Origin of the sequence: Enterococcus sp. DIV1421a, assembly GCF_051711025.1 — a bacterium.
Taxonomy (GTDB): Bacteria; Bacillota; Bacilli; order Lactobacillales; family Enterococcaceae; genus Enterococcus_B; species Enterococcus_B hirae.
Genome location: NZ_JBIOLU010000001.1, coordinates 2,083,003 through 2,102,376 on the forward strand (window position 1 = coordinate 2,083,003; position 19,374 = coordinate 2,102,376).

The following is a 19,374-nucleotide window of genomic DNA, read 5'->3' on the forward strand; positions in this document are numbered from 1 at the left end:
TTTCATTCCTCATTCCAAGGTAAATTCTCTAGAAACTCCAACACATCTTTTTCCAGTAATTTTCTAGACTCTCCAACGGTGATCACATGTTTGCTGTTGGGATACCATTGAAGGGTCACTCTTTTATCGGCTAATTTTTTTGCTGTTTCGTAGACTCCAGCTGGATCAATCATTTCATCTTGACCGGCTTGGGCTAAAAAAACAGGTGCTTGGATGTCACTAAGTTTTCCTTCTGTAATTGCTGCTTGGTTTTGTATCTCTGCTAATTGCTGATAAACATTTGGTCGAAGCGCAGCGACAGTTTCTTCGATTTCCTGTTCAGATTCCCCTGCAAGTTTTAGCACATAACGTTCATATCGCTCAAAATTTTCTGGCACATGATTTTCAACTGGTGAAATCGGCGAGCAGAAACATCCGCCACCAATGATCTCTGGCTGTTCTGCTAATGCTCGAACAGCGAAGATTCCTCCCATTGATAATCCAAAAACAGCAACTTGGGAAAAACCTTCTGCTTTTAAAAAGTGGATGGCTTGTTTCGTATCTTCCCACCATGTTTCCGTTTTTTGCGCTAAAATGTCTTGTGGAGCTAGCGTTCCATGTCCAGTAAACAATGGAGCATAGACAGTATATTCTGACTTTTCCAAATATCGAGCCAGCATGCGCACATCATTCGGACTTCCAGAATAGGCATGTAAGAGTAGCACAGCTCTCTTGCTATGTTTTGCATAAAGGGGTTTTGGTAGACTTTTCATTAGGTTCACCTCGTTCTTCTCATTTTAACATAGATTGGCGATCCCTTAGGACAAAACCGCTCTTTTGGCAAATAAAAAAGAGCCGCGACGTCAATCACTGCTCTGCATGAAAGGAATTCTTTTTTCGCTCATTCAAATCAACTACTTAAAAAATTAAGCCAAAATTTTTTGAACGAAAAAACGATTCATAATTATTTCGACTAATCGTTAAATCAACTTTTTATTTAGAAGATAAAAAGGCTAGTACAAATAATAAAATCATCCAAATGGCACCCATTACCGCTGTCGAACGTTGCATGACTGCTTCAAAACCACGTGCTTTTTGTTTACCGAATAATTGATCCGCTCCGCCAGTAAATGCACTTGCTGCACTGTTTTGTTTACTTGGTTGCATCATGATTGCAATGACCATTACAATCGATAACACGATCACGATTCCTAAAATTACATTATACATTAAGCAGCCTCCTTTCCGTAAAATATCATCTATTTTACTTTATCATATAAAAAAAACTCTGACAACCTTCTCTTGCGAATGGGGCTTCAATTTTAGATAACATTTAGTATTAGCACTTATTCATGGGCAAAGACTGAAAAGATGAAAAAACCGAAAGAATAACAACGTTAATAGCCGGTTGCTACAATTTCGGTTTCTCTTATTTTAAAAAAGTTCATTTAGCGGACAGATCCACTTTTTGTCATTTCATTCATTGACGATCGTACGAAAACGAGTCGATTATTTACGAAGCACATCTTGATATTCAGGTTTTCTTTCAAATTCTTTCTTCGCATATGGACACAATGGAATAATTTTTTTACCTTCTCTTCGAGCTAGTTCTACGCCATTAAGCACTAATTTTTCTGCTAATTTTTGTCCACGATACTCTGGTTCTACAAATGTATGATCAATGATCATGATGTCTGGTCCTGCATCAGACCAAGTCATTTCCCCGATTTCTTTTGCTTCATCATTCAATAATACGAAACGATTTTTTTCTTCTTTGATTTCCATTTTCGCCACTCCCCGTATTGACCAAATAATTTGTTCTCCTTGATTCTAACAGTCTAGTTCTCAGCAAACAATTATTTATACTCGGAATAACCTGATTCTCTCCAATCGATTCGCTGTTCGATAAATGAGAAAACAACCGTCCAATATTTGGTGGGATCTTTCACGGCTGCTTCTAAATGTTGAGCTTCTGGGATCAGAAAAAGATCATTTTCACCAGCTGTTGCATTTTGGATCGTATAAGCGGCACTGACTGGAACGAACTGATCCTCTTCCCCATGAATGATCAATACTGGCAGATGGTTACTGCCCAACTGACGAGTTGCTGACGCCTGTTTCAAAGAATAACCAGCATATTTCTTTGCATAGCGATTCGCATGGCGCATGATCATTTTTTTAGGAAGAAAGGTTAGTTTGCTCAACATGTAGCGAAACTCCGCATAGACGGAAACAAACCCGCTATCCAGGATAAACCCTCGAACTGCAGGAGGTAGTTTTTCCCCACTAGCCATCATGATAGCAGAGGCACCCATTGAACTCCCATGTAAAATAATGTTAGCATCTGGCTGCATCTGTAAAATATAGTTGATCCAGATAATCAAGTCTAAACGATCCAACCACCCCATCCCGATGATTTCTCCTTCACTCTTGCCGTGAGCACGCAAATCAGGAATCAAGACGTTAAGCCCTGCTTCTGCATATTTCTTTCCAATATAAGACATATCTGTTTTCCCATCACTTCGATAGTCATGGACACAAACAACCCATTTTTTGTTGGGAGAGGAACTTTGAAAGATTCGTCCTAACAGTTTTAACCCATCATGACTTTTGACTTCGATTTCTTTGCCTTTATTCCAAAAGCCCTCAGCTTCTGTTTCCGCAAGTTGCCGTTGCTTTTCCACGATCGTAAAAGCCGATGGGTCCATCAACTGATGACCTGTTTTCTCATACCAATCATACCCTCTTTGTAAACCCGATTGAATTAATTTTTGCGCATAGTAAGAAGAAAGTCCACGATAAATGACTGCGCCTAAAATGAGAACTATAAGAATAAGATACATGACAATCACTTATCTTCCCCGCTTTCCATAAATATTTTTTCTATTATCAATCCGTATATCCTTCTATTCCATTGTACCATTTTCTAAAAAAACTGCTCAAGTTTTCACCCTAGGCTTCATTGAAATTTAAAACCATTCAAATAGGAATAAAAAATAAGATAACATTTACATTTTATTTAAAAGCCAGTATACTGATTCCGTGCATTTTAATCAAGGAGTATCCTTGGACTGGTTCGGAAACTTCCCAGAATAAAAAACTAAGTATCTCTACAGAAAGGAGATTGGAAATAATGCGAAAAGTAATTATTGACTGCGATCCTGGAATCGATGACACTTTAGCATTGATGTTAGCCATCAAGTCCCCCGAAATCGAGGTAGTTGCGATCACGACGGTCTGCGGCAATGTACCTGTGACGATCGGTAGCCAAAATGTTTTCAAATGTTTGAAACGATGCGGACGCTTAGACATCCCCGTCTATCAAGGGGAAACACAACCGTTGAAACAGCCGTTTATTAGCGCACAAGACACTCATGGGATGGACGGATTAGGCGAGACAAACTTTGCTCAAGTACAAGAAAAACAAATAGAAGAAAAATCAGCAGTCGATTTTTTGGCGGAATACTTTTCTAAAGAAACAAACACCTCGATCATTGCACTTGGCCCTTTGACCAATATTGCTCGTGCTTTGATGAAAAATCCACATTTAGGAAAACATTTCGAGCGATTTATTTCAATGGGTGGCACCTACAAAAGCCACGGAAACTGTTCACCAGTTGCTGAGTACAATTATTGGTGCGATCCTGATGCAGCTGCCTTTGTGTTTGAAAATTTAGGGAACACGATTGAAATGGTCGGGTTAGATGTTACGAGAGAAATCGTTTTGACACCTACCTTATTAGAATATTGTTGTCAGCTCAATCCTGAGGAAGGAGAATTTCTAAAAGCGATCACTCGTTTTTATTTTGATTTTCACTGGCAACAAGAAAGAATCCTAGGGTGCGTCATCAATGATCCTCTGGCCGTTGCCTACTTTATCGACGAAAGCATTTGTCAGGGATTTACTAGTTATACCGCTGTTGAAACGCAAGGAATCAGCCGTGGGCAAACACTAGTCGATCGCTTTGATTTTTGGCAAAAAGCACCAAACAGCACCATTATGACAGAAGTTGATACTCATCTATTTTTTCGGAAGTTTTTGACCGTTCTTTTAAATGCACAAGAAGAAACGATTAAAAAAGATCTGGAAAGATTAAAGATGGGATGAAAAACATGCGCAAAAAAAGAATCACCACACAGACGATTACGATCGTCGCTTTATGTATCGGAATCAATTATATCGGCGGAACCATTGCATTATGGCTACGATTACCGATCTATCTTGATTCGATCGGTACCATATTCGCTGGGACTTTGTTAGGTCCGGTATTTGGGTTACTCACTGGCTTAGCCAGCGGGGTATTAAGTGGTGTTACCACCGATATCTTCTCGTTGTATTATTCACCTGTTCAAATGGTAACAGGTTTACTTGCTGGAGTGATTTTCCATCAACGATTCACTCGAAGTAAGAACCGCTGGACCTTAGTTTTCTGGGCGCTTGTCTTATCACTGCCTGGAACCATCCTTTCTTCCCTAATCACTGTAAAACTCTTTGGGGGAGTCACTTCTTCTGGTTCAAGCATGATTGTTCAGTTCCTCCATGGAATTGGGTTCAATCAAACAATGAGCGTGATTCTCGTTCAAGCGGGTACCGATTACCTCGACCGCCTGCTCTCAGTAGTCGTCGTCACCCTTGTCGTCTTGGCATTGCCGAAAAGGGTTGTGAACAGAGCGATTTGAGCTGCGTAGTTGTGATGAGTTGGAGTAAATACACGTGCGAATAGAAGTCGGTTACTTCAATTAGTAAATCAAAAAAAACGCAAAACATGAAAATTTGTTTTGCGTTTTTTTGATTTAATTGAAGGATCTACTTTGTACTTTTTTGTATTTTGAACCAAAATAGGCTGTTATGCTAAATAAGACAAGATGATTGCTTGATATGTGTCAATCATATCCAAGTAATTATCGATTTCTACATACTCGTCTATTTGATGAGGCAAGTTTACGACTCCGGGACCGAATACCACAAAATCGAAGGAGTGAGCGGATTTAGTAAATTCAGCTGCATCTGTCGTTGCTGCTGCACCTACTAGGGGCAATGGTTGCTTGAACTGTTTTTGAATATGGTGGATCAACGAAGAATCAGGATTTGCTTTCACAGGAATCTTATTGTAGTCGATCGTCAATTCTAAGTGATAGTTCGTTCCTTCATTCAATTCATCCACGATCTTTTGCAATAAATCAATGATTTGATCGTTTGGAAATTCAGGGATTGAGCGGATATTTCCTTGTAATTGCGCCTGACTTGGAATACTGTTGACTTGATTTCCTCCGTTGATCACTGTAACGTTATGAATCGTTTTTCCTAACGCGGAATTTTGGAAATCATTCGCTAAAGCATTCATTTGCTCGTTTGCACGCGTGATAAATTCATTTAAATGGTTGATCGCATTGTAGCCTTCTTGAGGCATTGAGCTGTGGGCTTCTTTACCATGAGAAACAACGGTATAGTTTATTGAACCCATGTGAGTATACATCAAATTGTAATTGGTTGGTTCACCAATGATCAATCCGTCTAAATCGTCGACATAACCTGCTTTTGTCAGTTGTTCACTACCTAATTCTCCGACTTCTTCCCCTACTGTCGCTAATAATTTGATTGTCCCGTTAAACGGTTTCCCGGACTCTTTCAATTCAATCATCGCAATCACCATAGCGGCTAGCCCACTTTTCATATCGGTAGCACCACGTCCATACAAACGATTACCTTTTATTTCTGCTGCAAAAGGCGGATAGGTCCAATTCGATTCGTCTCCTGCAGACACAACATCCATGTGACCAGACAAACCTAATACTCTTCCTTGACCATTGTGATACGTCGCCACCAAGTTATCACGCCCCTCAGTGTGAGAAATGATTTCTCCTTGGATTCCATGTTGATTCAATAATTGATTTAAGTAGGCGGCTACTTCCCCTTCGTTCCCATTCACTGACTTGATTCGGATCAGTTCTTGTAAAATAGCTATTTTTTCTTCATTTCCCATCCTGTCCCACACTCCTGCTGTTTCTTTCTATTTTACTGAAACAGTGTATCATTTTCAATCATTCATCCATTCTCAGTCGATTAGCTAGCAGCAGCCATTGACACTCCTATGTCTAAAGACACCGAAGCACCCCAAAATAGAAGGAGCTATTTCGGGATGCTTCGGCAATTCGTTATTGAGCTGTTGTAGATCGAAAACAGTTTTCAATGAACCGCTCCGTTTGCTCATAACAAGTTTTTGATTCTGGCAATGTATAATTAAATTGATATTCATGACTGATTTCTTTTTTCTGGTCTTTATAAAATAGTTCGTCTACAGGAACGTCTAACTCTTTTAATTTATTTGCGAAAGCAATCCCTTGATCTTGGAAAGAATACGCATTTCCATCTGTGATATACGTAGGCGGGAAGTCTTTTGACACTTGATCAACTAAACTAGCTTGATATAAGCGTTCGTCTGTTTGCCAATCTTTCGTTCCAATCAAAGACCAAGCTACCGTTTTAACGAAGAAATGCATCAATCGATCACTCGATTGCTGTTTTGCTGTTTGTTGCAAGTCAACTGGCCCACAGTAAGAAATGGCTCCTTTGATCGCTGTTGGATCAATCATTTGTTTCATCTTCATTTCTTTTGCATACTGTTGATTTGTTTGGATAGTAACATACTGTAAGGCAATCTGAGCGCCTGCACTATCGCCACCAAAAATCAGCTTTGAAAGATCCAACTTCTGATTGTTCTCTTTTTTTAATTGTTGGACTAATTCATTGACTTGTACTACTTGATTGGGATACTGAGAGCTAGGTGCCGGTTCATAGTTCATAGCAACAACTGCGATGTGCGTATCTGAAGCTAATCTTGTTGCAAATTCTTTTACACCTGCTTTATCCCCGCTCACATAGCCTCCACCGTGAACCCAGATCAACGTGGGTAAAGGTCCCTCACTGTCTTTAGGATAATAGATATCGTAGTTGTTTTTTTTGAATTGTGATTGATAAGAACGATCAGTGAGCGAACTAGTGGAATCTTTTGCTTGTTCATACGTTTCTTTATCTGTGATCGTTACAGCATCGCTAAACAGATGTCGGATCACATAAGCACCCGGTCTCGGTGAAACTTGAAAAGCAATCACGACCAATAAAATGGTACTGAGAAGCAAAATACCGAACCATTTGAACCCCTTTAAAATTTTTGCTTTCATACACTTTCCCCATTATTCTTTTTTTTCCTTTTATCATAATATCTTAGCAATAATTAAATCGTTTGTAAACGTGACAAAAAACGATTATGTAATTCAGTTTTTGTTAGGATAATCTCTAAATTTTTTCTGCAAAAAAAGACCTTTCTCCTATCTTCAAGATAAGAGAAAGGTACTTTTTAATAACTTTAGAATGAAGTAGACCAGCACAGCTATATAATCGACGCTCTGCTATCATCGTACTTATTTGATCGTCCTAAAATTATTTGTTTTTTAAGTTGTAGAAAGATTTCAAACCTTTGTATTCAGCAACTTCGCCTAATTGGTCTTCGATACGTAGTAATTGGTTGTATTTAGCAATACGGTCAGTACGTGATAGAGAACCAGTTTTGATTTGACCAGCGTTTGTTGCAACAGCAATATCAGAGATTGTTGAATCTTCTGTTTCACCTGAACGGTGAGAAACAACTGCTGTGTAGCCAGCTTCTTTAGCCATTTCGATTGCTTCAAAAGTTTCTGTCAAAGTACCGATTTGGTTAACTTTGATTAGGATTGAGTTAGCGATTCCTTTTTCAATACCTTCAGATAATTTTTGAGTGTTTGTTACGAACAAGTCGTCACCAACTAATTGAACTTTGTCGCCTAATACGTCAGTTAATTTCTTGAATCCGTCCCAGTCGTTTTCGTCTAATCCGTCTTCGATTGAGATGATTGGATATTTAGAAACTAATTCTTCGTAGAATTTGATCATTTCGTCAGTTGTTTTTTCGCCTTCGCCTGAATCAGCTAATACGTAAACACCTTTTTCTTTGTCGTAGAATTCTGAAGAAGCAGCATCCATAGCAAGAACAACGTCTTTACCAGGTACATAGCCAGCTTTTTCGATTGCTTCGATGATTACTTCAAAACCTTCTTCGTTTGAACCAAGGTTAGGAGCGAATCCACCTTCGTCACCAACAGAAGTAGCTAATCCACGAGATTTCAAGATTGCTGCTAATGCGTGGAATACTTCAGCACCCATACGTAGAGCTTCTTTGAATGTTGGAGCGCCAACAGGCATGATCATGAATTCTTGGAAGTCGATTGAGTTATCCGCATGTGATCCACCGTTGATGATGTTCATCATTGGAGTTGGTAAAACTTTTGTATTGAATCCGCCTAGGTAGTGGTATAAAGGTACTTCTAGGTAGTCAGCAGCTGCACGAGCAACAGCGATAGATACACCTAAAATTGCGTTCGCACCTAATTTACCTTTGTTAGGAGTTCCGTCTAAAGCGATCATAGCTTTATCGATTGCCATTTGGTCACGTACATCGTAGCCAATGATTGCTTCAGCAATGATGTTGTTTACGTTGTCAACAGCTTTAGTTACACCTTTACCGCCATAACGAGCTTTGTCTCCATCACGTAATTCAACGGCTTCGTATTCACCAGTTGAAGCACCTGAAGGAACCATTCCACGGCCAAAAGCTCCGCTTTCTGTGTATACTTCTACTTCGATTGTTGGGTTACCGCGTGAGTCTAAGATCTCGCGAGCGTAAACATCAGTAATAATTGACATGTTTTGTCTCTCCTTTGAGTTTGTTTTTTCCTAAGGGATTTCCCTCATATACGATTTTAGTTAATTTTAGGCGTTAGTGCAAACATTTCTTGCATTTTTCGCAAATTTTCACTAATTATTTTACAGCGTCTAATAATGCTAAGAATGAATCAGCTTGTAAGCTTGCGCCACCAACTAATGCTCCGTCAACATTTTCTTTCGCCATATATTCAGCAATGTTTTCTGGTTTTACAGAACCACCGTATTGGATACGTACTGCATCAGATACTTCTTTGCCGTATAATTTTTCAACTGTTTGACGTACAACGCCACAGATTTCGTCAGCAATTTGTGCATCAGCTGATTTACCAGTACCGATTGCCCAGATTGGTTCGTAAGCAATAACCATGTTGCTTACTTGGCCATCTGTTAATCCTTCAAGACCAGCAGTGATTTGTCCTTCGATCCATTCAGCTGTTTTTCCAGCTTCGTAAGTTTCTAAAGATTCACCACAGCAAAGAATTGGGATCATGCCGTTTGCAAAGATAGCTTTCGCTTTTTTGTTGATGTCTTCATCTGTTTCATGGAAGTATTCACGACGTTCTGAATGTCCGATGATCACATAGTCCACACCTAAGTCTGCTAAAGCAGCTGGTGAAGTTTCACCTGTGAATGCACCTGAGTTTTCCCAGTAGCAGTTTTGTGCTGAGATTTTTAATTCTGTTCCTTCAGCTGAAGCCATTAGTTCTTGTAAGAACAAAGCAGGTGATCCGATAACAGAATCAACTTTTTCATTTGAAGGGATGTTGTTTTTTACTGCTTCAGCAAATTCTTTTGCTTCAGATGCAGTTTTGTTCATTTTCCAGTTACCAGCGATAATTGGTTTACGCATGACAGTATGCACTCCTTTAAAATTATGAGTCGTGGAACTCTCCTCCACGTATAAAAAGAAAAAGCTGCTTTTTGGTTAAGTTTATTTGAGTTTGAATCAATTCACCGTTGCAAAAAGCAGCTGTCTTCATCTAAATCAGATACAACGAACGATGCTTATTTATCGTTGATTGCAGCTAAACCAGGTAGTTCTTTACCTTCTAGTAATTCTAAGCTTGCGCCGCCACCTGTTGAGATATGTGTGAATTTGTCAGCAAAACCTAATTGTTCTGCAGCAGCTGCTGAGTCACCACCACCGATGATTGTTGTTGCATCTTCAAGGTTAGCGATTGCTTCACAAACACCGATTGTACCTTTAGCAAAGTTACTCATTTCGAACACACCCATTGGTCCGTTCCAAACAACTGTTTTTGCACCTTGTAATGTATCAGCAAATAATTTCACTGATGCAGGGCCGATGTCTAAAGCCATCAATCCTTCAGGGATATCGCCTTCGATTACTTGTGTTTCAACATCGTTTGAGAACTCTGGAGCACAAACGTTATCGATTGGCAAGACTAATTTGTCGCCAGCTTTTTCGATCAATTCTTTTGCTAATTCAACTTTATCAGCTTCTACTAAAGAGTTACCGATTTTGATTCCTTTAGCTTCGTAGAATGTGTAAGTCATTCCGCCACCGATCAAGATTTTGTCTGCTTTAGGAATCAAGTTTTCGATTACACCGATTTTATCAGAAACTTTTGCACCACCTAAGATTGCGATCATAGGGCGTTTTGGTTCTTCAACGGCTTCACCGATAAATTTGATTTCTTTTTCCATCAAGAATCCAGCAACTGTTGGGATACCAGTTGAAGCAATTCCGACGTTTGAAGCATGCGCACGGTGAGCTGTACCGAAAGCATCATTGACAAATACATCACCTAATGAAGCCCAGTATTTACCTAGGTTTGCATCATTTTTGCTTTCTTTTTTGCCATCAATGTCTTCAAAACGAGTGTTTTCAAAAACAACCACGTCGCCATCTTTCATGCCATTGATTGCTGCTTCTAATTCTGCACCACGAGTTTCAGGAACGAAAGTTACTTCTTTTCCTAATAATTCGCCTAAACGTTTTGCAACTGGAGCTAAAGATTTACCTTCTTTATCTTCTTCCGTTTTTACACGTCCTAAGTGAGAGAAAAGAATTGCTTTTCCGCCTTGTTCTAATACGTAGTTGATTGTAGGTAATGCTGCTTTGATACGTGTGTCATCTGTGATCACGCCATCTTTCAAAGGAACATTAAAGTCAACACGGACAAGAACTTTTTTATCTTTTAAATCAATATCTTTCACTGTTTTCTTAGCCATTTTATTTCCTCCTAAATAAACTTACTATCAAAAAAAGCGGAAGAAGCGCGATTGCTTCCCCGCTTTTAAGTGTACATGCTTATAAATTACACTTGTACGTTTGGTCTATCTTATAAGTTAGCGAAGTATTCTAAAGTACGTACTAATTGTGCAGTGTAAGACATTTCGTTGTCATACCAAGCAACAGTTTTAACTAATTGTTTGTCGCCAACAGTCATTACTTTAGTTTGTGTAGCGTCAAATAATGAACCGAAAGTCATACCAACGATATCAGAAGAAACGATTTCGTCTGTGTTGTATCCGTAAGATTCGTTTGAACCTTCTTTCATTGCTGCGTTGATTTCGTCAACAGTTACTTCTTTTTCAAGAACTGTAACTAATTCAGTTAATGAACCTGTTGGTACAGGAACACGTTGAGCAGCTCCGTCTAATTTACCGTTCAATTCAGGGATTACTAAACCGATAGCTTTAGCAGCACCTGTTGAGTTAGGAACGATGTTTGCAGCAGCAGCGCGTGCACGGCGGAAGTCACCTTTAGGATGAGGTCCGTCTAGAGTCATTTGGTCACCTGTGTAAGCGTGGATAGTTGTCATTAATCCTTCAACAACACCAAATTTGTCGTTTAATGTTTTAGCCATAGGAGCTAAACAGTTAGTAGTACATGAAGCACCTGAGATAACTGTTTCTTTACCAGTTAATGTTTCGTGGTTTGTGTTATAAACGATTGTTGGAACGTCATTTCCACCAGGAGCTGAGATAACAACACGTTTAGCACCAGCTGTTAAATGTTTTTCAGCAGCTGCTTTTGAAGTGAAGAAACCAGTACATTCTAGAACGATGTCAACACCTAGTTCGCCCCAAGGTAATTCTTCAGGGTTACGGTTAGCTAAAACTTTAACTTCTTTTCCGTTAACGTTGAATGAACCTTCGTGAACTTCAACTGTTCCGTTGAAACGTCCTTGAGTTGTGTCATATTTTAACAAGTGTGCTAACATTTTAGCATCTGTTAAGTCGTTGATTGCTACTACTTCGATTCCATCTACATCTTGGATACGACGGAATGCTAGACGTCCGATACGTCCAAAACCATTAATACCTACTTTAACTGTCATTTAAGATTTCCTCCTTATGAAAATCAAAAAAATATTTATTTTAAAGGGATACCCCTTTTAAAATCTCTTTTGCTGCAGCTTCATCAGTGATGAGCCACGTTTGTTTTGGTGCATTTTTCATATAGGCGCGAATCGCTTTTGCTTTTGACTTTCCCCCAGCAATCGCAAGAATGATGGGTACATTTGCCAAATCTTTCAATTCGATTCCGATGCGAGGAACTTTATATACGACTTCGCCATTTTCATTGAAAAAATAGCCGAAAGATTCCGCCACCGCATTCGCCTGTTTCAGCATGACTAATTCCTTTTCAGTCATTTTTCGACGTGCTGCCATATGGAGTGCGCGTCCAATACTATGAATAACACAATTTGCCTGACTAATCAAGTTTAACACTTCTTGAATAGAGGGTTCATTGAGCAAGGAATTGTACGTTGCTAAACTTAATTGTTCTGGAACATACAATGCACGATGATTTCCACTTGCTTTTGTAGCCATTCTAGCACTTACGGAATTTGCTTGTACAGTCACAGCCTCTCCGATACCACCACGAGCTGGCACAAATAGATTATGTCGCTGATTGTTTTCCAAATTTGTCAGTTGTTCAGCTACTACAGCCATCGTTGTTCCGCCCATTACAGCAATGATATTATTGCCCTCCGGTAGTAACAAATCTAAAGCTTCATTTAATGCTTCACCAAAAGCATCCGCCACTTTAGGCTGTTCTTCACTGTTTCCTGATACCACGATACAACGTTGATTCCCAAAATACTCAGCCAGTTTTTTTTCTGTCTGATGCATTCCTAAAAGTTGATCCATGAAGTTCTCAAGGCTTTGATAAACTTCTTCTCCTTTTTTGGTCAAAGTCATACCGCTTTTAGAGGTGTTGATCAAATCTAACTGTTTCAATAGATCTGTTTCTGTTCGTAATACGCGTTCTGTGATGCCCATACTCTCTGATAAACTACGACGACCTATTGGCTGCATCCAATAAATATTACGTAAAATTTTATATCTTTCCTGTAAAACCTCGATAATATCCGGTGCAACAGATTCAATCATTTTCAATTCATCAAGCATAGCGATCTCCTTAGTTGGACGATATTTGTCCAATGTAGACTCAAAACGACCCATGTACGATAAAAAAAGAAAAGCGACTTTCCTACTACTAAGTATTTAAAAGGAAAATCTCAACCTCACGAATGTAAGTCTAACAGTTTTACCCGTTTTTTTCAATAAAAAAAGACTAGAAAAAACTTTTCATTTTTTTCTAGTCGAGATTCACATTATCTATCATAACGTTTTCTTTTCGATGAACTTGGGATTCCCAGCAGGTCACGATATTTTGCAACCGTCCTTCTTGAAATCAATATTTCATCTTTTTTTAATAATTCTACGATCTTTTGATCAGAAAGTGGTTTGATTTTGTCTTCTTGATCTACAAGTTCTTGGATTTTCTTTTGTGCAGTATCAGCTGAGAGATCGGTCTCAGTATCTGTCCCACTTTGCTGTAGTCTAGTTGTAAAGAATTTCTTAAGCTCGAAAACCCCAAATTCAGTTTCCAGGTATTTTCCATTGACGGCACGGCTGACAGTGGATTCATGTACTTCCAACTCTTTTGCCACTTCTTTTAATGTCAGCGGTTTAATTGGTCGTTCTTTATTTGTGAAAAAGGCTTGTTGATGGGAAACAATGATTTGAGCCACCTGTAAAATCGTATCCCCACGTTGTAGAATCGTTTTTTTCAACCAGTCAAACTCTTGTTTCCGTTCTTTCAAATACGCTTGCGTTTCTTTGTCTGCTTTTTTTAGCATCTGATTAAAATAATGTTCCTGGAAACGAACGTCTGGTTGATTTCCTCGTCTAGAGAGGACAGACACTTTTTGGTCCTTATCAACCATCACTTTGACATCAGGGATGATATATAATTCACTGCTTCGATCAAAAATCCGTCCAGGGCTTGGGCTAAGTGTTTGGATGTAATCAAAGATTCGTTGTACTTCACTAAGTTCGATTGAAAAGCGTTGAGCGATCTCTTTCCATTTGCGATCAACCAGCAACTCAAAACACTCTTCCAAAACGATATACGCTAACTCTGGTGCAAAGTCATCTCTTTCCGTTTGTAACATCAAACACTCTTGTAAACTTCGTGCCCCCACACCTGCTGGTTCAAGTTGTTGGACCAGCGTCAGTGCATCAAGGATCTCAATCGAAGTTGCATTTGTTTGTTCTTGTGCCTCTTTTAAATCAATCGTCAAAAATCCATTTAAATCAATGTACTCGACTAAATAAAGAACTAACTGACGTAAGAAGGTCTGCCGATAGTTCAAATGGATCTGTTCGATCAATGATTCAAATAAGGAAACACTGGTATCGGGAATTTGATTTAAGTAGTTGGTTTCTTCATTATCATTGGCTGATCTGATCTTCTGATAGTCAGATTGCCATTCTGGTTCCACTACTTCTATCAATGGATTTTCTAATGCTTGATTTTCAACAAATGCCAAGAGCTCTTCACTGTTATATTGCAATACCTGGATGGACTGTTGCAGATGTTGTGTCATGGCTAATTTTTGTGTTTGCTGTTGTTTTTGTGAAAAGTTTTGTTGAAATTTCATTTTTTTGTCCATTCCCCTTGTAATTTTTTTTTAGTTTCGTTACAATTGTGTCTGTACTTGCGTCCTTAGTGTAGTGGATATCACGTAAGATTCCGGTTCTTGAGACGGGGGTTCGATTCCCTCAGGACGCGTCTATTGCTATCTTAGCATATTTGGGAATGTTTTGCTTTCTAAATTTAAAAGATAAAAAGCTGATCCGCATGTATGGATCAGCTTTTTTCGTTATTTTTTGTGTAAACTAAGTTTTACGAGCCACCCATATCTCTCCCATCACTTTTCTTTGACCATTCACTATTATTCAACAATGGTTAGCGATCGCTGTCCACTTCCTTACCCGCCTGCAAATCAAAAAGTGATTCGGTGTTCACTATAACTGTATTGGTAATGGCTCCCGGCATCCTTTGTAGTAAACCTTAGATCTAGCGCACTGTCTACACCACTCGTTGATCCGTTTTGCCATGAAGTCGTGCCTTGATTAAAGAAGTCACCATTCACGATATAATAGATACGATTGGCTTCTTCTAAGTTGACATAGACAGTTCCGGAAAAGGCTTTTGCCACTTCCTGGTCTTCTCTAACCAAATTTATTGCTATTATTCGTTTAATCGCTCTAAAATGACCACTTTCACTCGTTTCACAATAAAACCGCATCGTTGGCTTGTACGTCTTATTCACCGTCACAGTATGCGACAGTACTCGAAAGGTTGCTCTATTTCGAGTAACTGTGTGAACAATCTTGTCCGAAGATTCGAGTTTTTGCCTTGCTTTTGTTGATGAAAGCTGAAGATCGTTTGTGAGTTGCTCAATCATTTGATCATAAGTCATTACTTTGGAAAATGTTGCATGTGTTCCTACATTAGACTTGCTTGTAGTTGCCGCTATTTCTTGGGGATGAGAAACCAACAATAGAAGTATAGAGCTAACAAACAACGTCATGAGTATCTTTACTTTGTTCATACATCACCACTTTTCTTCAATTAAGAATAAATCGCTTACAATAAATAGTTTATTGGACGATCCATTGAGATTCAAGTCTATTTTTTCACTCTACTTTTTAATAAAGAGAAAGAACAAATCAATAAAGAGAAGGAGCAAGTTGGCAAACGGTGAAATTCAGTTAGCTAATTGATCGAATCTTTCTACCCAAACATTGATCAAAGCCTTACGTGTTCCTCATCTCCCCTGATCCAGCTTGCGGCAAACCATTCTTTGCAACCTTCTTCACACAAAAAGCCAATCAAAACATACGTAATGATTGGCTTTTTTCCGTCATCTATCGAAACAGCTTTTCAACTTAAGAAAAGACATTATGCTCCGTTTATTCACTTTTGATTCAAAAGATCATTTCTTGTTCTGAGGAAGTTCGTTCTTCCCCTTTCGCTAACTGTGTCACGATTGTTGCCATATTTTTATAGGATTGATTTAGTCCGATCCCACCTTTTTTTGGCATTTTAACGATGGGGATCACTTGCTGATATTTTGCTACAGCAGGATTTTCAACAGACATTGCAGCGGCAGCAGGAATGCCTTCTTTGTTAAAAGCTTCGACTAACCCGCCTGCCATCTCTCCAAAATTAGGATAATGCATAGCTGGTCCACATAATATCGCATCTGCTCCAAACTTTTTGGCGAATCCGATAAATTTTTGTTTGACTTCTTCTGGATGACTTGAATAATAACGATCACCGCAGTATAAAGTAGCAATAATCTCTGCCTTTTTTTCTTTAAACAATGGCGCTAATGTTTCTCCCGGTCCTAGAGCTGTTTTTTTTCCACCTGGAGGTAATTGTGCTTGTTCGTCACTTCCCATACCTGCGGTCACATGGTTGAGGATCAAAATGATTTTTTTCATGCTCCTACTCCTTTTTATAAGGTATCAAAATCAAAGTCATCAAAATTGATTTCTTCTGCTGTTGATTCTTCTGCCTCAAGCTCTTCTTTCAGATATTGATTGTCTAACACTTTGATGAATGGATAATAAACTGCCATTCCTAATAAAATAAGTAATCCCTGAAGGACAGAAGCTTGCCAACCACTGACTAAAAAGCCTGAAATGATCGGTGGCGTTGTCCATGGAAGTTGAATCCCATTGGTGTAAGCAACTAGCCCTAGGTCCATACAAAAATAAGCAATAATGATATTGATTGTCGGTACTAAAGCAAATGGGATCAAAATGATTGGATTTAATACGATCGGTAAACCAAAGATGATCGGTTCATTGATCCCGAAAATTCCCGGTACAAGCGATAATTGTGAAAGTTTTTTCACTCGCTGACTTTTACATACAAGAATCATAATCAAAATCAATGATAAGGTAGAACCGCCCCCACCAAATGTTGCAAACATATCTTGAAATTGACCTGTAATGATATTAGGAATTTCATGTCCGTCTTTAAACGCATTTAGATTTTCAATCGATAAAGCACGAAGAACTGGATTGAAAACTGCACCTACGACACTTGAACCGTTGATTCCGAAAAACCAGAAAAAATGTAAAAATAAGTACGCAATGATCATAGCACCTAAGGTATTCCCTAAACTTAACAATGGTGTTTGTAAGAATTTAAACAGGATTTCTTGTAAATTCCCATATGTGGTTAAACTCGCTACCCAATTCGCCACCATAAAGAACGTTAAGATGACGAAACTTGGAATCAATGCTTCAAACGATTTAACAACAGTAGGCGGCACGCCATCTGGCATTTTGATTGTCCACCCTGTACGAATCAAGGCAACGAACATACGAGTCGCTACTAAAGCAACTACCATCCCTAAAAATAAACCACTTGATCCCATCCAACGTAAAGGAAGACTTCCGACTTCAAATACTTCAGTCGAACCTTCTGGCGTAAATAATGTGGTAAAAGGCGTTACGATAAAGAATGAAACTAAAGAAATAATTGCCGCTTGCATCGCATCCACTTTAAATTGCTTTGCTAAACTATAACCGATGCCCCCAACTGCTAAAATCGTCATGATATCAAAACTGGCGGTAGCAGGCTTATTCAACATGACTGCCCAATTTTCCCCTAAAAATCCAGCCATCCATTCATTCCAATTTGGTATTGGAAAGTTGGTCAATACTAGAAACAATGACCCCACGATCAATAACGGTGTAGAAAGTAAAAAGCCATCTCGTATAGCAATCAAATATTTATTTTCTCCAACCGTTTTTGCCATTGGTGTCAAAACTTTTTCTAACCAATTCAAAAATTTTTGCATCTTTTTTCCCCCGATCTTTTTGTTGACTCCAACTGTTTCCGTTTACAAAAACTCATTTTCTACTTTCTTTGATCATTTTCAGGACATCTTTCATCGCACGTTCGCCATCCATCATGCCATATGCTTCTGTGGCAATTGTGCCTACAGGAATGCCTAACGGCTCAAACGTTTTTTTCATTTTGTCACTTAAATGACGAACTTGTGGTCCTAATAAGATGGCTACCGGTTTCTCTTGTTCAACTTTTTCCTCTGCATGGATTGCTGGGAACGCATGGATTTCTAGTGGCATCTGATGTTTTGTGACTACTTCCATCATTTTATTGACCATAATACTCGTTGACATACCTGCTTCACAGAATAAATAGATTTTTTTTGTTGCCATTTTTTTCTCCTCCTTATATATACATATGCTGATTATCAGCTAAATGACTTCGATACTGGGATCAAACTGGGGCTTTGATGCGTTTTTCATAAGCATCCAGCCATTCTTTGGTGATTGGTTCAATGATCGTTGTCTGATCAACTCCTGGATTAGCTAAGTAGATAGCTGGTTGCTCCTTTTCAGTTGCAACAGTAAACGTAAATTCGACATTGGTCGCAACTCCCCATTCACCTGCTTTATTCATAGCAACTAATGAAAAAGCACCTGCTTTGCCATACCGTTCTTTTAATAAATCAGTAAAAGAATACACAGCTTGATCACAGGCTTTTTGTGGAGTGACTCCTTCTCCCATCAAGCGAACAATTTCATAAGCTAGACAGCCTTTCATTAGATCTTCTCCTAGACCAGTTGCTGTCGCACCACCGATTTGACTGTCGACGTAAAAACCAGAACCTGATAAAGGGGAATCTCCCACACGACCTTGCTTTTTCATAAATAATCCAGAACTAGACGTTCCTGCAGCCATGCCAGTGTGTTGATCCAAAGAAACCACGCCCACCGTATCATGTCCGTCATAGGGGCTTAGATTCGTTTTCGCCACTTCTGCCACTCGTTTTTGCCAAATTTTTTTAGCTCTTGGCGTTAGCATGTTTTTCCGTTCGAATCCTGCTAGCATTGCATATTCAGTGGCTCCTTGTCCTACGCGAAAACTATTGAATTTTTCATTACTTAATTTTCTGGCAACTGATATTGGATTCGCAATATCTACGATCCCAGCCACTGCCCCAATTTTGAACGTATCCCCATCCATAAAAGCCGCATCCATTTCTACAATGCCTCGTTCGTTTGGCAAGCCACCATAGCCAACTGATTTATAAAATGGATAGTCTTCTACACATTTGATTGACGTTTCCACGGCATCTCCGCATGTTCCTTCCTGTTCTAATAATTCTTTTGCAGCTAACACACCATCATGTGCCATACGCCACGTTGCGATAATTCCCCACATGTTTACTCCTCCTATATATAGCGCTTACATCTATTTTATTTAGTATATACTATTATGTCTATACTAAAAAGAGACTTTTCTTAAAATCTAATTGATT

19 protein-coding genes, 1 tRNA gene and 1 riboswitch are annotated in these 19,374 nt (G+C 39.0%); of the genes, 3 read left to right on the top strand and 17 right to left on the bottom strand.

The features are described 5' to 3' along the window. Positions 1-2: 2 nt before the first annotated feature. The 4 genes from IGK21_RS09425 to IGK21_RS09440 all read right to left on the bottom strand — a co-directional run bounded on the left by IGK21_RS09425 (position 3) and on the right by IGK21_RS09440 (position 2,822). Positions 3-752 (bottom strand): alpha/beta hydrolase, encoded by a 750-nt coding sequence (locus IGK21_RS09425; RefSeq protein WP_034699138.1) that lies wholly within the window; start codon positions 750-752, stop codon positions 3-5. 220 nt (positions 753-972) lie between these two features. After that, the gene (gene secG / locus IGK21_RS09430) at positions 973-1,209 is read right to left on the bottom strand and encodes a preprotein translocase subunit SecG (RefSeq protein WP_010718604.1); all 237 of its coding nucleotides are present in this window, start codon (positions 1,207-1,209) and stop codon (positions 973-975) included. A 279-nt stretch (positions 1,210-1,488) separates the two neighbouring features. After that, positions 1,489-1,764, bottom strand: a complete 276-nt coding sequence (locus IGK21_RS09435) for a GNAT family N-acetyltransferase (protein ID WP_010718605.1) — start codon at positions 1,762-1,764, stop codon at positions 1,489-1,491. Between the two features lie 71 nt (positions 1,765-1,835). Then, positions 1,836-2,822, bottom strand: coding sequence for an alpha/beta hydrolase (locus IGK21_RS09440; RefSeq protein WP_220381042.1), 987 nt, complete (start codon positions 2,820-2,822; stop codon positions 1,836-1,838). Positions 2,823-3,044: 222 nt separating this feature from the next. Continuing rightward, positions 3,045-3,089, top strand: a riboswitch (PreQ1 riboswitch). 23 nt (positions 3,090-3,112) lie between these two features. Here IGK21_RS09440 and IGK21_RS09445 point away from each other — a divergent pair. Next, a complete protein-coding gene (locus IGK21_RS09445; protein ID WP_034699136.1) occupies positions 3,113-4,087 on the top strand; it encodes a nucleoside hydrolase in 975 nt (324 codons plus the stop codon). 5 nt (positions 4,088-4,092) lie between these two features. Next, positions 4,093-4,659 carry an ECF transporter S component gene (locus IGK21_RS09450; RefSeq protein WP_010737992.1) on the top strand — a complete coding sequence of 189 codons (567 nt, stop codon included), beginning with the start codon at positions 4,093-4,095 and terminating at the stop codon, positions 4,657-4,659. Between the two features lie 167 nt (positions 4,660-4,826). Here IGK21_RS09450 and IGK21_RS09455 read toward each other — a convergent pair whose 3' ends face one another. From IGK21_RS09455 to rpoN, 8 genes are all read right to left on the bottom strand, one after another. Further along, the gene (locus tag IGK21_RS09455; RefSeq protein WP_034699134.1) at positions 4,827-5,963 is read right to left on the bottom strand and encodes an ArgE/DapE family deacylase; all 1,137 of its coding nucleotides are present in this window, start codon (positions 5,961-5,963) and stop codon (positions 4,827-4,829) included. A 172-nt stretch (positions 5,964-6,135) separates the two neighbouring features. Then, positions 6,136-7,161, bottom strand: a complete 1,026-nt coding sequence (locus IGK21_RS09460) for an alpha/beta hydrolase (RefSeq protein WP_181915076.1) — start codon at positions 7,159-7,161, stop codon at positions 6,136-6,138. A gap of 259 nt (positions 7,162-7,420) precedes the next feature. Further along, complete coding sequence (gene eno, locus IGK21_RS09465; protein WP_010718611.1) at positions 7,421-8,719, bottom strand: phosphopyruvate hydratase; 1,299 nt, start codon at positions 8,717-8,719, stop codon at positions 7,421-7,423. 115 nt (positions 8,720-8,834) lie between these two features. Further along, positions 8,835-9,590: a triose-phosphate isomerase gene (gene tpiA / locus IGK21_RS09470; RefSeq protein ID WP_010718612.1), complete on the bottom strand. Its 756-nt coding sequence runs from the start codon at positions 9,588-9,590 to the stop codon at positions 8,835-8,837. Between the two features lie 155 nt (positions 9,591-9,745). Beyond that, positions 9,746-10,936: a phosphoglycerate kinase gene (locus IGK21_RS09475; RefSeq protein WP_181915077.1), complete on the bottom strand. Its 1,191-nt coding sequence runs from the start codon at positions 10,934-10,936 to the stop codon at positions 9,746-9,748. 110 nt (positions 10,937-11,046) lie between these two features. After that, positions 11,047-12,048, bottom strand: a complete 1,002-nt coding sequence (gap, locus tag IGK21_RS09480) for a type I glyceraldehyde-3-phosphate dehydrogenase (protein WP_181915078.1) — start codon at positions 12,046-12,048, stop codon at positions 11,047-11,049. 40 nt (positions 12,049-12,088) lie between these two features. Then, the gene (locus IGK21_RS09485; RefSeq protein WP_172595671.1) at positions 12,089-13,180 is read right to left on the bottom strand and encodes a sugar-binding transcriptional regulator; all 1,092 of its coding nucleotides are present in this window, start codon (positions 13,178-13,180) and stop codon (positions 12,089-12,091) included. Between the two features lie 152 nt (positions 13,181-13,332). Then, complete coding sequence (gene rpoN, locus IGK21_RS09490; protein ID WP_181915079.1) at positions 13,333-14,664, bottom strand: RNA polymerase factor sigma-54; 1,332 nt, start codon at positions 14,662-14,664, stop codon at positions 13,333-13,335. Positions 14,665-14,723: 59 nt separating this feature from the next. Between rpoN and IGK21_RS09495 the strand changes: the two genes are divergently transcribed. Then, a tRNA-Arg gene (locus IGK21_RS09495) sits at positions 14,724-14,795 on the top strand. Between the two features lie 214 nt (positions 14,796-15,009). On the opposite strand, the gene IGK21_RS09500 is transcribed toward IGK21_RS09495, so the two are convergent. The 5 genes from IGK21_RS09500 to IGK21_RS09520 form a co-directional block, all read right to left on the bottom strand. Then, positions 15,010-15,621 (bottom strand): hypothetical protein, encoded by a 612-nt coding sequence (locus tag IGK21_RS09500; protein WP_034699127.1) that lies wholly within the window; start codon positions 15,619-15,621, stop codon positions 15,010-15,012. A 376-nt stretch (positions 15,622-15,997) separates the two neighbouring features. After that, positions 15,998-16,516, bottom strand: coding sequence for a GrdB-related putative oxidoreductase (locus IGK21_RS09505; protein ID WP_010718618.1), 519 nt, complete (start codon positions 16,514-16,516; stop codon positions 15,998-16,000). A 14-nt stretch (positions 16,517-16,530) separates the two neighbouring features. Continuing rightward, positions 16,531-17,886 (bottom strand): PTS cellobiose transporter subunit IIC, encoded by a 1,356-nt coding sequence (gene celB / locus IGK21_RS09510; RefSeq protein WP_010738000.1) that lies wholly within the window; start codon positions 17,884-17,886, stop codon positions 16,531-16,533. Positions 17,887-17,938: 52 nt separating this feature from the next. Beyond that, positions 17,939-18,268 (bottom strand): PTS sugar transporter subunit IIB, encoded by a 330-nt coding sequence (locus IGK21_RS09515; RefSeq protein ID WP_010718620.1) that lies wholly within the window; start codon positions 18,266-18,268, stop codon positions 17,939-17,941. Positions 18,269-18,329: 61 nt separating this feature from the next. Continuing rightward, on the bottom strand, positions 18,330-19,277 hold the full coding sequence (locus IGK21_RS09520) for a N(4)-(beta-N-acetylglucosaminyl)-L-asparaginase (protein WP_034699124.1): 948 nt from the start codon (positions 19,275-19,277) through the stop codon (positions 18,330-18,332). Between the last annotated feature and the right edge of the window lie 97 nt (positions 19,278-19,374).

What these genes read in the sequence shown, in the direction of transcription:
- IGK21_RS09460 (WP_181915076.1), bottom strand. Translation starts at nt 7,161, where the DNA reads ATGAAAGCAAAAATTTTAAAGGGGTTCAAATGGTTCGGTATTTTGCTT.
- IGK21_RS09440 (WP_220381042.1), bottom strand. Translation starts at nt 2,822, where the DNA reads ATGTATCTTATTCTTATAGTTCTCATTTTAGGCGCAGTCATTTATCGT.
- IGK21_RS09455 (WP_034699134.1), bottom strand. Translation starts at nt 5,963, where the DNA reads ATGGGAAATGAAGAAAAAATAGCTATTTTACAAGAACTGATCCGAATC.
- IGK21_RS09425 (WP_034699138.1), bottom strand. Translation starts at nt 752, where the DNA reads ATGAAAAGTCTACCAAAACCCCTTTATGCAAAACATAGCAAGAGAGCT.
- IGK21_RS09520 (WP_034699124.1), bottom strand. Translation starts at nt 19,277, where the DNA reads ATGTGGGGAATTATCGCAACGTGGCGTATGGCACATGATGGTGTGTTA.
- tpiA (WP_010718612.1), bottom strand. Translation starts at nt 9,590, where the DNA reads ATGCGTAAACCAATTATCGCTGGTAACTGGAAAATGAACAAAACTGCA.
- secG (WP_010718604.1), bottom strand. Translation starts at nt 1,209, where the DNA reads ATGTATAATGTAATTTTAGGAATCGTGATCGTGTTATCGATTGTAATG.
- gap (WP_181915078.1), bottom strand. Translation starts at nt 12,048, where the DNA reads ATGACAGTTAAAGTAGGTATTAATGGTTTTGGACGTATCGGACGTCTA.
- IGK21_RS09515 (WP_010718620.1), bottom strand. Translation starts at nt 18,268, where the DNA reads ATGGCAACAAAAAAAATCTATTTATTCTGTGAAGCAGGTATGTCAACG.
- IGK21_RS09445 (WP_034699136.1), top strand. Translation starts at nt 3,113, where the DNA reads ATGCGAAAAGTAATTATTGACTGCGATCCTGGAATCGATGACACTTTA.
- celB (WP_010738000.1), bottom strand. Translation starts at nt 17,886, where the DNA reads ATGCAAAAATTTTTGAATTGGTTAGAAAAAGTTTTGACACCAATGGCA.
- IGK21_RS09485 (WP_172595671.1), bottom strand. Translation starts at nt 13,180, where the DNA reads ATGGGTCGTTTTGAGTCTACATTGGACAAATATCGTCCAACTAAGGAG.
- IGK21_RS09450 (WP_010737992.1), top strand. Translation starts at nt 4,093, where the DNA reads ATGCGCAAAAAAAGAATCACCACACAGACGATTACGATCGTCGCTTTA.
- IGK21_RS09500 (WP_034699127.1), bottom strand. Translation starts at nt 15,621, where the DNA reads ATGAACAAAGTAAAGATACTCATGACGTTGTTTGTTAGCTCTATACTT.
- IGK21_RS09435 (WP_010718605.1), bottom strand. Translation starts at nt 1,764, where the DNA reads ATGGAAATCAAAGAAGAAAAAAATCGTTTCGTATTATTGAATGATGAA.
- eno (WP_010718611.1), bottom strand. Translation starts at nt 8,719, where the DNA reads ATGTCAATTATTACTGATGTTTACGCTCGCGAGATCTTAGACTCACGC.
- IGK21_RS09505 (WP_010718618.1), bottom strand. Translation starts at nt 16,516, where the DNA reads ATGAAAAAAATCATTTTGATCCTCAACCATGTGACCGCAGGTATGGGA.
- IGK21_RS09475 (WP_181915077.1), bottom strand. Translation starts at nt 10,936, where the DNA reads ATGGCTAAGAAAACAGTGAAAGATATTGATTTAAAAGATAAAAAAGTT.
- rpoN (WP_181915079.1), bottom strand. Translation starts at nt 14,664, where the DNA reads ATGAAATTTCAACAAAACTTTTCACAAAAACAACAGCAAACACAAAAA.